This window comes from Paenibacillus intestini (assembly GCF_030803945.1).
GTDB lineage: Bacteria > Bacillota > Bacilli > Paenibacillales > Paenibacillaceae > Paenibacillus > Paenibacillus polysaccharolyticus.
Genome location: NZ_JAURUN010000003.1, coordinates 518,377 through 532,006 on the forward strand (window position 1 = coordinate 518,377; position 13,630 = coordinate 532,006).

Annotated in this window: 14 protein-coding genes and 1 other annotated feature; of the genes, 13 read left to right on the forward strand and 1 reads right to left on the reverse strand. The window is 45.9% G+C overall.

Going from position 1 to position 13,630, the window contains the following annotated elements; translation table 11 throughout:
- Window positions 1-7 precede the first annotated feature (7 nt).
- From ftsZ to J2T16_RS11590, 13 genes are all read left to right on the forward strand, one after another.
- Window positions 8-1,117: a cell division protein FtsZ gene (ftsZ, locus tag J2T16_RS11530; protein ID WP_090923751.1), complete on the forward strand. Its 1,110-nt coding sequence runs from the start codon at window positions 8-10 to the stop codon at window positions 1,115-1,117.
- 379 nt (window positions 1,118-1,496) lie between these two features.
- Window positions 1,497-2,477, forward strand: a complete 981-nt coding sequence (gene spoIIGA, locus J2T16_RS11535) for a sigma-E processing peptidase SpoIIGA (protein ID WP_154958063.1) — start codon at window positions 1,497-1,499, stop codon at window positions 2,475-2,477.
- 11 nt (window positions 2,478-2,488) lie between these two features.
- The gene (gene sigE / locus J2T16_RS11540) at window positions 2,489-3,211 is read left to right on the forward strand and encodes an RNA polymerase sporulation sigma factor SigE (RefSeq protein ID WP_090923750.1); all 723 of its coding nucleotides are present in this window, start codon (window positions 2,489-2,491) and stop codon (window positions 3,209-3,211) included.
- A gap of 111 nt (window positions 3,212-3,322) precedes the next feature.
- On the forward strand, window positions 3,323-4,105 hold the full coding sequence (sigG, locus tag J2T16_RS11545; protein ID WP_110898501.1) for an RNA polymerase sporulation sigma factor SigG: 783 nt from the start codon (window positions 3,323-3,325) through the stop codon (window positions 4,103-4,105).
- A 218-nt stretch (window positions 4,106-4,323) separates the two neighbouring features.
- Complete coding sequence (locus J2T16_RS11550) at window positions 4,324-4,716, forward strand: YlmC/YmxH family sporulation protein (protein ID WP_260510909.1); 393 nt, start codon at window positions 4,324-4,326, stop codon at window positions 4,714-4,716.
- A gap of 54 nt (window positions 4,717-4,770) precedes the next feature.
- On the forward strand, window positions 4,771-5,670 hold the full coding sequence (gene pgeF / locus J2T16_RS11555; protein ID WP_499018357.1) for a peptidoglycan editing factor PgeF: 900 nt from the start codon (window positions 4,771-4,773) through the stop codon (window positions 5,668-5,670).
- A 6-nt stretch (window positions 5,671-5,676) separates the two neighbouring features.
- A complete protein-coding gene (locus tag J2T16_RS11560) occupies window positions 5,677-6,378 on the forward strand; it encodes a YggS family pyridoxal phosphate-dependent enzyme (RefSeq protein WP_090923747.1) in 702 nt (233 codons plus the stop codon).
- Entirely contained in the window at window positions 6,369-6,836 is a 468-nt protein-coding gene (locus J2T16_RS11565) for a cell division protein SepF (RefSeq protein WP_090923746.1), read from the forward strand. Before J2T16_RS11560 ends, J2T16_RS11565 begins: the two co-directional genes overlap by 10 nt.
- Before the next feature lie 16 nt (window positions 6,837-6,852).
- Window positions 6,853-7,116 (forward strand): YggT family protein, encoded by a 264-nt coding sequence (locus J2T16_RS11570; RefSeq protein ID WP_090923796.1) that lies wholly within the window; start codon window positions 6,853-6,855, stop codon window positions 7,114-7,116.
- Window positions 7,117-7,131: 15 nt separating this feature from the next.
- Window positions 7,132-7,914, forward strand: a complete 783-nt coding sequence (locus tag J2T16_RS11575) for a YlmH family RNA-binding protein (RefSeq protein ID WP_154888129.1) — start codon at window positions 7,132-7,134, stop codon at window positions 7,912-7,914.
- A 240-nt stretch (window positions 7,915-8,154) separates the two neighbouring features.
- Window positions 8,155-8,664, forward strand: coding sequence for a DivIVA domain-containing protein (locus J2T16_RS11580; protein WP_090923744.1), 510 nt, complete (start codon window positions 8,155-8,157; stop codon window positions 8,662-8,664).
- A 57-nt stretch (window positions 8,665-8,721) separates the two neighbouring features.
- Window positions 8,722-9,013: a binding site (T-box leader), on the forward strand.
- Between the two features lie 116 nt (window positions 9,014-9,129).
- Window positions 9,130-12,228 carry an isoleucine--tRNA ligase gene (ileS, locus tag J2T16_RS11585; protein WP_499018358.1) on the forward strand — a complete coding sequence of 1,033 codons (3,099 nt, stop codon included), beginning with the start codon at window positions 9,130-9,132 and terminating at the stop codon, window positions 12,226-12,228.
- A gap of 184 nt (window positions 12,229-12,412) precedes the next feature.
- The gene (locus J2T16_RS11590) at window positions 12,413-12,778 is read left to right on the forward strand and encodes a DUF5665 domain-containing protein (protein WP_221788972.1); all 366 of its coding nucleotides are present in this window, start codon (window positions 12,413-12,415) and stop codon (window positions 12,776-12,778) included.
- Between the two features lie 33 nt (window positions 12,779-12,811).
- On the opposite strand, the gene J2T16_RS11595 is transcribed toward J2T16_RS11590, so the two are convergent.
- Complete coding sequence (locus J2T16_RS11595; RefSeq protein WP_499018359.1) at window positions 12,812-13,549, reverse strand: TraR/DksA C4-type zinc finger protein; 738 nt, start codon at window positions 13,547-13,549, stop codon at window positions 12,812-12,814.
- Between the last annotated feature and the right edge of the window lie 81 nt (window positions 13,550-13,630).

Genomic DNA, 13,630 nt, shown 5'->3' on the forward strand with positions numbered 1-13,630 from the left:
GAATAATATGTTGGAATTTGATTTTGAGATGGAGAGCTTGGCTCAGATTAAAGTCATCGGGGTAGGCGGCGGCGGAAGCAACGCTGTAAACCGAATGATTGAAAATGGTGTACAAGGTGTTGAATTTATTACGGTGAACACGGATGCTCAGGCATTACACCTGGCAAAATCCGAGCATAAATTGCAAATCGGTGATAAATTAACTCGTGGTCTTGGTGCAGGTGCCAATCCGGATGTAGGTAAAAAAGCAGCGGAAGAGTCCCGCGACCTGATCATGAACACGTTGAAAGGTGCAGACATGGTCTTTGTTACAGCCGGTATGGGCGGTGGTACAGGTACAGGTGCAGCTCCTGTGATCGCTGAAATTGCCAAAGAGTGTGGCGCCCTTACTGTAGGTGTGGTGACACGTCCCTTCACTTTTGAAGGCCGCAAGCGTTCCAGCCATGCAGAACAAGGCATTGAAGCACTTAAGGAAAAAGTGGATACACTGATCGTCATCCCGAATGACCGTTTGCTTGAGATCGTAGATAAAAAGACGCCGATGCTGGAAGCATTCCGCCAAGCAGATAACGTATTGCGTCAAGCGGTACAGGGTATCTCCGATCTGATCGCAGTACCTGGTTTGATCAACCTTGACTTTGCAGATGTCAAAACGATCATGCACGAGCGTGGATCTGCGCTTATGGGGATCGGTGAAGCGACTGGAGAGAACCGTGCAGCCGAAGCGGCACGCAAAGCCATCATGAGTCCTTTGCTTGAAACTTCCATTGAAGGCGCACGCGGCGTAATCATGAACATCACAGGTGGCGTGAATCTGTCCCTGTATGAAGTGAACGAAGCGGCAGAGATCGTAACGTCGGCTTCCGATCCGGAAGTGAATATGATCTTTGGTGCGATTATTGATGAAGATCTGAAAGAGGAGATCAAGGTTACGGTCATCGCCACTGGATTTGAGGATAAACCTTCTGCTCCGCCAGTACGTAAACCTGCTACAGCATCAGAGCCGGCAGAGACACGTTCACCGAATCTTCGTCCATTCGGAAATCAGCCAAGTAATGATCAGTTGGACATTCCGACATTTTTACGTAATCGTTCCCGCAACAATAACAACGAATAATTAGGTAGTATTATACCTGGAAAACCCGGTGCTGCTTTTGCAGTTGCCGGGTTTTTTGCTGTTTTTTTATATAGTTTAACATACAGGAATGAACAAATTCTGAACAACTCGGCTGCGTCATTCCGACAAAAATAGTTGAAGACAAGCTCCCACATTTAGACAGACTTTGAACAGGAGGCTACGTATACTTGGGAATATGCTCATGAATATCGAGACGATGAAGCATTTAGGTTAATTCAATCCGAAGCATATAGGGCGATTCAATCTGAAGCATTTAGGTTGATTCAATCTGAAGCGTTCAGGGCGATTCAATCTAAAAGCATGTGAGATTCGTTGTAGCCTTTCGTTTCGATAGGTTGGATGCAGGCAGGTGAAGAGCGTGGTTGTGTATGTCGATCTGATCTTTCTAACAAATCTATGCATGGATGGAGCGCTCATTGGACTGACGGCCTGGATGCGCCAAACGAAGCTGGTCTGGTGGAGATGGCTGCTATCGGCTATCGTTGGGGCGTTATACGTCGTGATGATGTTTGTACCACAGTTTGATTTCCTGTTCACGTTTTTGATCAAGTTTGGTTTTTCTCTTGTGATGTTGAGTATCGCGTTTGGATATAAGGGACTGCAAGCTTTTCTGAGGACGCTGGGTACATTTTACGTTATTAATTTTGTGGCGGCTGGAGGCATCCTGGGTGTGCATTATATGCTTCAGAATTCAGGAGAACTGTTCAATGGCATCTGGTTCACAGCATCTGGGGGTATGTCGTTTGATCTGAAGATTGCATTCTGGTTCACTTTCATTGTATTCTTCGCGGTGCTCATTTTATTCAAAATTGTGCAAGGAGCCAAACGTAAATCAGATCGCATGACCACTTACCTTGGTCAAGTCGAGGTTTGCATCGATGAGGTTGTTGTGTCTTGTACAGGCCTTTTGGATACAGGTAATCAGCTCACAGACCCTTTATCACGGATGCCGGTGATGGTTATGGAGGTTTCATTGTGGCAAACGATGCTGCCTGATTCATGGAACAGTAGACTGAAACACGAATCACCGGAAAATCTCATCATGGAACTAGATCAGAAACATTTTCGCTGGCAGGATCGTCTGCGATTGGTTCCTTATCGGGGGATTAATAAAGGAACAGCATTTATGATGGCGGTCAAGCCCGATCGGGTTAAGGTGACAATGGACGGAACAGATTATGTGACGACAAAAGTTCTGATTGGACTGGATGGGGGCATTTTGTCCTCGGATGGGAAATATCAGGCCGTGATTCATCCTGAACTGGTGCAAGAAGCTGCTTCTGCGCAGTCTAAGGCTCAATCCGCAGAACCCACAGAAAAGCCGCTGAATGTGGTATAGGAGGAACCTACATGCTTGTGAAATGGAAATTGGTTGCCCAACTACAATATTATCGTCTGTTATTCCTGTTTGGGCTGAAAAGTGAAGAGATCTATTACATTGGTGGAAGTGAGGCACTTCCACCTCCATTGACACGGGAAGAAGAGGAGTACTTGCTACAGAAGTTATCTTCAGGGGATTCAGCGATCCGAGCCATGTTAATTGAGCGTAACCTGCGTTTGGTGGTATACATTGCACGTAAGTTCGAGAACACAGGTATTAACATCGAGGATCTGGTATCTATAGGTGCAATTGGACTAATCAAAGCTGTAAATACCTTTGATCCAGAAAAGAAAATAAAGCTCGCAACTTACGCTTCGCGCTGTATCGAAAATGAAATTTTGATGTATCTGCGGCGTAACAGTAAAATTCGTACTGAAGTTTCTTTTGATGAACCACTGAACATTGACTGGGATGGAAATGAGCTTTTATTATCCGATGTACTCGGTACAGAAAACGATACAATCTATCGAAATATTGAGGAACAAGTAGATCGAAAGTTACTGCATAAGGCGCTGGAAAAACTGACCGATCGCGAGCGAATGATTATGGAGCTTCGTTTTGGCTTGACGGATGGTGAGGAAAAGACGCAGAAAGATGTGGCAGATCTGCTTGGAATCTCCCAATCCTATATCTCCAGACTTGAAAAAAGAATCATTAAGAGGCTGCGAAAAGAGTTCAACAAAATGGTCTGATCCAGTGGGGAAAGAAGAATGGGTATTACTGGCAAGGGTTCCAACGACGAATAAAAAAGCCTGCCCCGGAGATAATGTACATTAATGTTTCTCCTTGGGAGGTAAATCACGATGACCCGAAACAAAGTCGAGATTTGTGGCGTGGACACCGCAAAGTTGCCTGTTCTCACCAATATTGAAATGCGGGAATTATTTCATTCCCTTCAGCAGCACCATGATCGCTCAGCAAGAGAGAAATTGGTGAATGGCAATCTGCGTCTGGTACTCAGTGTCATTCAGCGTTTTAACAATCGGGGGGAGTTTGTCGATGATCTGTTCCAGGTTGGATGTATCGGCCTGATGAAAGCCATTGATAATTTTGATTTATCCCAGAATGTCAAATTTTCGACCTATGCAGTACCGATGATTATCGGTGAGATTCGCAGGTATCTGCGTGACAATAATCCGATTCGGGTATCCCGTTCCCTACGGGATATTGCCTATAAGGCGCTTCAGGTTCGTGACAGCTTGACGAATAAAAATTCACGCGAACCGACGATATTTGAAATTTCGGAGGCACTGAATGTGCCGAAGGAAGATGTTGTTTTTGCACTGGATGCCATTCAAGATCCGGTATCGCTGTTTGAGCCGATTTATCACGATGGGGGAGACCCGATCTACGTGATGGATCAGATCAGTGATGACAAAAACAAGGATGTGTCCTGGATTGAGGAGATTGCATTGCGGGAAGCGATGCACCGTCTCGGTCAACGGGAAAAGATGATTTTGTCGATGCGCTTTTTCGAAGGGAAAACCCAGATGGAAGTTGCAGATGAAATCGGGATATCTCAGGCTCAGGTTTCACGTCTGGAGAAATCAGCTATACAGCAGATGCAGAAACATGTAAAGTCGTAGGATGACATTAGACAAGAAAGGCGATCAGTCGGAGAACCATTCCATTGATCGTCTTTTTTACGTAAAAGGAAAGGAAGCCCCCTAGTCCAGTGTAATCTTGGCCGAGTTGGCTATTGTAACAAACAAGCGAAAAACAGGACATTTTTCGCCTACAGAACATATATTGGTATAGAGGCATGCTGAACGGACAGATGAGCTGTAAACAGGGGGCGGGTAGAATGAGAGTAAACACAAATGAGTCAACGTCACGAGGTATGAAAATCTCCGATTTTCAAACAAAGGATGTCATAAATATTACGGATGGCAAACGTCTTGGCCAGATCAGTGACCTGGAACTGGATCTTAAACAGGGGCGAATCGAAGCCATTGTTGTTCCAGGATATAGCCGTTTTATGGGGTTGTTTGGAGGAGGGACAGATCTGATTATACCTTGGAGAAATATCGTAAAGATTGGCTCGGATGTCATTTTGGTTAAAATGGATGAGGTGAAAGAACAAGCTTATGATGAGCGTGAGCGAGAAGCCAGATTATATGATGAGCAGCAACAGGGCCGCACGGAGCGTACCGAACGATTGGAACGGCTGGATCGGAGTCAACGGAGAACGATATAAATGAGACAGAATGCACCCGCATTTGGTAAACTGGAAGTTGTGAGGTGATGAAGAATGGAACCCTTTGTATTGAACAAAAATGTCATGAAGGATATAGAAGAGAAAACGTATCATGGTGATCAAGATCCGCTGTTATTATATATTGAACCTTGGAAACGGTTGTTTGAGCGGTTAACGGCGGGATTTACAACCAGACATGGCGGCGTTGGTCAAGAACCGTACGCTACCCTTAATTGTGCGTATCACGTTGGAGATGATGCGGAGGCAGTGCTCCGTAATCGCCGTCTGCTGACGGAGAAGCTTGCTTTTCCGCTGGAGGCATGGACTTGTGGAGAACAGGTGCATGGTAAAGCGGTGGCTGTCATTACAGCTAAAGACAAAGGCAGAGGACTGCTGGATCGTCAATCGGCATTGCAGGATACGGACGGACTGGTTACCAATGTGCCTGGTGTACTGCTGACTTCGTTTTATGCTGACTGCGTTCCCTTATATTTCTATGATCCGGTGAATCAGGCTGTAGGTCTTGCTCATGCAGGATGGAAAGGGACTGTGGCGGGTATTGCCGTCTCTGTGGTGGAAACGATGGAGCGGGAGTATGGCAGCCGGAGAGAGGACATTCGTGCGGCTATTGGTCCCTCCATTGGGGATTGCTGTTATGAAGTGGATGAGGCTGTTATGCGGCATGTTCGGGTTTGGCTGGATGAACCTCAGGGTAATGATGAATACAAGCATTCTGCTTCAAAGCGCATATATACACCTGTTGCGAACGGAAAAACGATGTTAAACTTGAAAGAATGTAATCGACACATTATGATGAAAGCAGGAATATTGCCGGATCATATCGAATGTACAACATGGTGTACAAGTTGTCATCCCGAACTATTTTTTTCCTATCGTAAGGAAAATGGGGTAACGGGGAGAATGGCAAGCTGGATTGGGCTGGAAGAGAGGTGACCCTCTGTGTCATTGGAGGAGCGTATACAACAAGTGAATCAGAAGATTGAAGATGCGTGTAAGCGCAGTAACCGCCCTTTTGAGGATGTAAATGTGATTGCGGTCACGAAATATGTCTCATTGCAAACGACGGGTGCTGTGCTGGATCATGGTCTTGAGCATATTGGAGAAAATCGCTGGCAGGATGCACAGGCGAAATGGGAAGCCTTTGGTCAGAAAGGCACGTGGCATTTTATTGGTCATTTGCAGACGAACAAGGTGAAAGACGTCATCGGCAAGTTTGCGTACATCCATTCACTGGATCGATTGTCACTTGCCAAAGAGCTGGATAAAAAAGCTGCTTCACTTGGAATTAAGGTGAACGCGTTTATGCAGGTGAACATTTCAGGTGAAGAGAGCAAGTATGGTCTGCAACCTGAACAGGCAAGTTCTTTTCTGAAGGATATTCAATCGTTCAACAACCTTAAGGTCATTGGTCTGATGACAATGGCGCCTCATGAGGAAGATCCAGAGTTGACGCGTCCTGTATTTCGAGGTTTGCGTGAGCTGAGAGATGATTTGAATGGACAAGCATTGACAGCTGAGCCCATTACCGAGTTGTCTATGGGCATGTCCAACGATTTCGAAGTGGCCATTGAAGAAGGAGCAACCTGGGTGCGGCTTGGATCAATTCTCGTAGGAAAAGAGGAGGGAACACGATGGGCGTAATGAATAAATTTATGAATTTCCTGGGACTTCAGGAAGAGGAAGAGATTGTAGAGCGGGAGCGTCTTGCTGCACAGGAAGAACACGAACCTGAACAGCAGGAAAATGAAACCTCTGCACTTGATAAACGTAGAAACCAAAGGGGTAATAATGTGGTTAGCATTCATTCCCAGAAAAATGTAAAAGTTGTCCTTTATGAGCCTCGTTCTTATGACGAAGCACAAGAGATTGCCGACCATCTGCGGTCGCATCGTACCGTTGTTGTGAATCTGCAACGAATCCGTCAGGATCAGGCTTTACGTGTTATTGATTTTCTAAGCGGTACGGTATATGCATTAGGCGGCGGTATATCTAAAATTGGCGGCAACATTTTTCTCTGTACGCCAGATACGGTTGAAATTCAGGGAACCATTACGGAGATACTGGCTGACAGCGAGCAAGATTATAACAGAATGAGGTGAGCCTTTTTTGTATCAGATGATTGAAGGTATATTGGGTACGCTATACCAGATTTATTTTTACATGGTTATTGTCTACATATTGATGTCATGGCTTCCCAATGCACGGGAGAGCTTCATCGGTGAATTGTTAGGCAAATTTGTAGAGCCTTACTTAAGTCCTTTCCGCCGGTTTATTCCGCCTCTGTTCGGTGTGCTTGATATTTCCCCGATTGTCGCGTTGCTTGTTCTTCGACTGGCGCTGGTTGGGTTACTCTCTATAGTTCAGTATTTGACATTTTAAGTTAGGGTGACATAGATGAGCGGTGATATGTACGAACATTTTAGCCATGATGAACGGGACTTTGTAGATAAAGCCAACGATTGGGTTGAACGGGCGAGCAAGGTTCATGATATGAAGCTCACCGATTTCCTTGATCCAAGACAGGTGTTTATTCTGCAATCCTTGGTCAATCGTAGCCAAGACGTTCAGGTTCGTTTCGATGGCGGATATGAAGCTGCTGAACGTAAGCGTGCATTGATTGCTCCTGATTATCGTTATCTGGATGAAGAAGATATGGGGATGCAGGTCCTCAGCATTACGTCTGACGATCAGAAAATCTCGGAACTGGAGCATGGGGACTATATGGGTTCCCTGCTCGGTCTCGGGATGAAACGAGGCAAGATTGGAGATATTCAAGTGCTGGAGGATGGCTGCCATACTGTAGTGGCAGCAGAGACCGGCGCTTTTTTATCGCTTCAATTGAATCAGGTGCATCGGTTGCACGTATTTACAGAACTACTGCCATTGAATCAGATGAAATGGTCTGCGACGAAATTGGACACTATAGATATTACCGTTGCCTCGATGCGACTGGATGGTATCTGTGCAGATGTGCACCGATTAAGCCGTAGCAAAATACTGATTCCAATTAAAGCAGGACGCTGTAAAGTGAACTGGAAAGTGGTGGAAGATCCCTCAAAGCCGCTTAAGGCAGGAGATGTGGTATCCATTCAAGGATTTGGTCGTTTTAAGGTGCTTGAACAGGAAGGAATGACCAAAAAGGGACGTTGCCGGGTAAAGATCGGTAAATTTGCTTGATGTTATTGCAGGATAATCCGAATTCTTGTCGAAATGTTAAACGTAAAGGTAAAAAAATATCCGGTGTTTCCGATATACATTAAAGTACAAGATGTGGATCTCTGCAGATCGTGAAAGCAGATTCTGCTATTTCGTAAAAAGTTACCAGTTCAGGTTTCTTTCTTACGGCCCCTTGGGTGGAACCCATATGCTGCAAACCTTCTCTATTGTGAGAAGGAATTTTTACAGGAGGTGGACAGCATGCCATTAACGCCGCTGGACATACATAACAAGGAATTCTCCCGACGCTTGCGTGGGTATGACGAGGATGAAGTCAATGAATTCCTGGATCAAGTCATCAAAGATTACGAAGGCGTCATTCGCGAGAACAAGGAGCTGAGCAATCAGTTGCTGTCCGTTCAGGAGAAGCTGGATCATTTTGCTACCATCGAGGAGACTCTTAGCAAAACGATCATCATTGCGCAGGAAGCTGCTGACGATGTGAAGAATAACGCGAAGAAGGAAGCTCAGTTAATTGTGAAGGAAGCAGAGAAAAATGCAGACCGAATCGTTAACGAAGCGCTTGGCAAGTCCCGTAAGATTGCTTTGGAAGTGGAAGAACTGAAGAAGCAGGCATCCATCTATCGTGCGCGTTTCCGTACGCTCGTTGAAGCTCAGCTTGAATTGCTGACACAGGATGGCTGGGAAGCACTGGAGAGCCGTGAGCAGGAAGTGCGTGACCGTGAGCGGGAGATGAAAGAGATTTATTAGTCTGCCGCCCGGTTGACTTTTGCGGGTAAAGAAGCTATAACTATATTCATATTGAATAGTGATTCCATGACGGGCTCAGTACGTTATGATCTCATCCCTCAGAGAGTTGGTGTCTGGTGCAAACCAACGGATGAGTTATAGCCGAATATCCTCCCGGAGAAGTGACGCTGAAGCGGTGAATGCATTGCCGTGTGTAAGCTGAACCGTAAGCCGTACGTTATAACGGTACCCTGCAGTAGTTTAGCGGGGCTTAAGCGCTGTTGATGACAGAGCATACTCGGGGTAACCTGAATGTGGTTTGTGATGAACAGAATTAGGGTGGTAACGCGAGATGAACCTCGTCCCTTTCCAGGGACGAGGTTTTTTTGTGTTCTAAAACGGTGAGCGGAATCTATGAGCTACGATGGTGTATGTTTAATGTTTTACAATCGATTCATCTTAACAACAGAAAGGAAGTCGAACAGCATGCAACGAGTTGATGTCAAAGAAAAAGCACGTGCAAGAGAACTGCGTGTGTTAGATAAATGGAAAACGGAGAATACGTTTAAACGCTCCATTGAGAACCGGGAAGGCAAGCCGAACTTCGTATTTTATGAAGGCCCACCTACAGCCAATGGTAAACCACATATCGGTCACGTGCTTGGTCGTGTAATTAAAGACTTTGTTGGACGTTACAATACGATGAAGGGTTATCGCGTTGTGCGTAAAGCGGGATGGGATACACACGGCTTACCTGTAGAGCTCGGAGTTCAGAAAAAATTGGGTATCTCCCACAAGTGGGAAATCGAAGATTATGGCGTGGAAAAGTTTATCAACGAATGTAAAGCAAGTGTTTTTGAATACGAGCAGCAATGGCGTGATTTGACGGAAGGGATCGGATACTGGACGGATATGAACAATCCGTACATCACTCTTGACAACAACTACATCGAAAGTGTGTGGAACATCCTAGCGACGATCCATGAGAAAGGTTTGTTGTACCGCGGTCACCGCGTAAGTCCATACTGCCCTTCTTGCCAAACAACATTGAGTTCGCATGAAGTTGCACAAGGATACAAGGACGTTAAAGATTTGAGTGCGACGGCAAAATTCAAGCTGGATGACAGTGGCGAATTCGTATTGGCCTGGACGACGACCCCTTGGACATTGCCTTCTCACGTTGCACTTGCTGTAAACCCGGCAATGGACTACTCTCGTGTACGTCAAAATGATGAAGTGTATATCATGGCGACGAACTTGGTGGAGAAAGTTATGAAAGATAGCAAAGGCGATTATGAGATCATTGGTGCACTGAAAGGTGCAGACTTGGTAGGTAAAACGTACAGCCCGCCATTTAACTACGTAGAGGCCGAGAAAACCAACATCATTCTGGGGGCAGGATTTGTTACAGACGCAAGTGGTACGGGTATTGTTCACATGGCTCCTGCACATGGTGAAGATGACTACCGTGTCTGCCGTGAGAATGGCATCAGTTTTGTGAACATGGTTGACCTGGAAGGCAAGTTTGTAGCACAAGTTACTGATTTTGCAGGTCGTTTTGTGAAGGACTGCGACATCGACATTGTGAGATACTTGTCTGAGCATGGCCGTCTGTTCAGTAAAGAGAAATATGAGCACAGCTACCCGTTCTGCTGGCGGTGTGATACTCCACTTCTCTACTATGCTATGGACAGCTGGTTTATCCAAACAACAGCAATCAAGGATCAGTTGATTGCAAACAATAGTGAAGTGGAATGGTATCCGGGTCATGTGCGTGAAGGACGATTTGGGAAGTTCCTTGAGGATCTCGTGGACTGGAATATCAGCCGTGACCGTTACTGGGGAACACCGCTTAACATCTGGGTGTGTGAAGAGACAGGCGAACAGTTTGCTCCTCATAGCATTGCTGAGTTACGTGCGCGTGCGGTAGGCAATGTGCCGGAAAACCTCGAGTTGCATAAGCCGTATGTAGATGAAGTGAAGGTGCTCAGCTCTTGCGGCAAATACGAAATGAAGCGTACACCTGAAGTCATCGATGTATGGTTCGACAGCGGCTCCATGCCGTTTGCGCAGCAACATTATCCTTTTGAAAATAAAGAAGTGTTTGAGCAGCAATATCCTGCAGATATGATCTGTGAAGGGATTGACCAAACGCGCGGCTGGTTCTACAGCCTGCTCGCGGTATCTACACTTTTGACAGGCAAAGCGCCTTATAAAGCTGTTATGGCAACAGGACACGTACTGGACGAAAATGGCCAAAAGATGTCCAAATCCAAAGGTAATGTTATCGATCCTTGGGAAGTTATCGAGGAGTACGGTACGGACGCATTCCGCTGGGCGTTGTTGTCTGACAGTGCACCGTGGAACAGCAAACGTTTCTCCAAAGGCATCGTAGGAGAAGCGAAGTCCAAAATGGTGGATACGCTGGTGAACACTCATGCATTCCTGACGCTGTACGCAACGATCGATGGATTCGATCCACAGGAACATCCATTCCAAGTGTCTGCTCACAAATTAGATCGCTGGATTCTGTCCAGATTGAACAGCCTGATCCTTGTGGTAGAAAAAGCATTGTCCGTGAACGACTACCTGAACTCTTCCAAAGCGATCGAAGCCTTTGTAGATGAGCTCAGTAACTGGTATATCCGCCGTTCCCGTGATCGCTTCTGGGGAAGTGGTTTGACAGAGGATAAACTGGATGCGTATCGTACCCTTACCGAAGTGCTCGTGACTACAGCGAAGCTGGTTGCGCCATTCACTCCAATGCTGGCTGAGGATATTTACCTCAACCTGACAACGGGCGAAAGTGTGCATATGGATGACTATCCTGTAGCGAATGAAGCATTAATCGATGCGGCTTTGGAGCAAGATATGGAAACAGCTCGCCGCGTTGTTGAGCTTGCTCGTAACGTTCGTAACGAGACTGGTATCAAAACTCGTCAGCCATTGTCCGAGTTGATCGTATCCCTTGACAAAGGCTTTGATCTGGCAAGTTATGAAGAGATCATCAAGGAAGAGATCAACGTCAAAGGAATTCGTACAGAGCATAACGATGCCGAGTTTGTTGATTTCACACTCAAGCTGAACCTTAAAGTCGCGGGTAAAAAATACGGCAAAAACGTAGGTTTCCTGCAAAACTTGTTCAAAGGCATGACGGCGGATGAGACCCGTAAAGTGGTAACGGAAGGTGCATTTAACGTCGTTTCTCCGGAAGGCGAGGAACTACAGGTGACGGATGAGGAGTTGCTGGTTGAGAAACAGGCTAAATCGGGCTTTGCTTCTGCATCCGGTTATGGTTTGACGGTAGCCCTCAACACAGAGATCACAACGGCGCTGGAGCAAGAAGGCTGGGTTCGTGAAGTGGTTCGTGCGGTACAGGATACTCGTAAACGTCTGGATCTGCCAATCGAGAAAAGAGTGCGCCTGACGCTGGATGTGGATGCCGATCTTCAAGCAGCTATTGAAGCATTTGACGATGTTCTGCGTGAAAATGTACTGGTGACTGACGTGACATTTGGTAAAGTGGATGGCATGGAGCAAGTAGAAGCCGGAAACAAAGGCATCGGAATCTTTATTGAAGCGTAATGAACAAGGATAAATAAGGTTAAAATAAATGAGCCGCAGTTAAGGAAGGAAGTTATTCCTGAAGCTGGGCTCATTTGTTTTTGTTTGTTTTTCCACAGATCGGGCAATGATTAAATTGTGCAGTTCTTTTTAAAAAAGTAACACGTTCGTTTGATCTATATTGATGCAAGGATTGGAGCGAAACATGAGCAAACAGGATAAGTCAGCTGAGTCCAGTGCAACAGAAACAGCGGAAATAGCTAAGGTGGACACACCGCATGATAAAATTGAAGAATTACATACGTTAACCAACCGTCTTGCCAATGAGTTGGAGCGTTCACGTATTGCCCAATATACGGAATTGCTAAATCGGCCGTGGAAGCTAATTGGGCTGAATCTCTTGTCCGGTGCAGCCAGAGGTGTAGGAATTGCCATCGGATTTACTTTTTTCGCGGCCACCATTATCTATGTGTTACAGGTTCTTGGTGCATTAAACCTCCCTATCGTCGGAGATTATATTGCTGATATTGTACGAATCGTACAAAGGCAGCTTGATATGAACACGTATTGAAAAATAAGGCCTTTAGATGGCTCACCTATACACTCAATGCGTGTCATCATCCTCTGAGTCGGGTTCAAGTAATCCTAAGCCCTCACCCTTCTCCAGGTATTGTCGGTACTGACGATTACGTACAATCGAAACATCGTGACCGTAAATATCTGTTGCGACAAAGCTTTCGTAAGCCTCAACAAAGCCGTCCAGCTCTTCCGTAGCTTCAATAGCCATCACATCATAGCTGTCGATATCACCGTTTTCCGCCATTGCCGGGGAATTCGAGTTGCCCCAACTCTCCACGATCTGCCAAGCGTCTTCGCCGTCAAAACCATTCTGATCATCCCGCTCGTCCAGACTGGTACGTCCAAATGATGGGGCGAGGAACTCTTCTTCCACAGGCCGATTTTCGGAAACGACAGTTTCCGGTTGATGCTTTTTACAGTACTTTGTATATGGAACGGCCTCCATACGCTCGTAAGGGATCGGTTGCTGGCAGACAGCGCATGTACCGTAATGACCTTCTTCAATCGAGTGCAAGGCGGAATCAATACGTTCGAGTTGAAATTCATCATGCTCCAGCAAGGAGATATCTTTTTCTCGTTCATATACCTCTGTGGCAAGATCACCAGGATGATTATCAATCGGCGACAGTTCACCTGTTTGTAGTTTTAATGAGTCTCCAAGGCCGTAGTGTTCGTTCTCTGACAACCGGTGTTCGATATCCCGTTTATCCGACAAGAGCTGGGAACGCAATGATTGCATTTGCTCGGTTGTAAAATGTGACATGGCTTTCCCCTTTCTATTCCATTTGGAATCCGGTTTTTTCTCCATTCTAGGATGTGCCTTTTGGAGCAGGATTACAGAAGG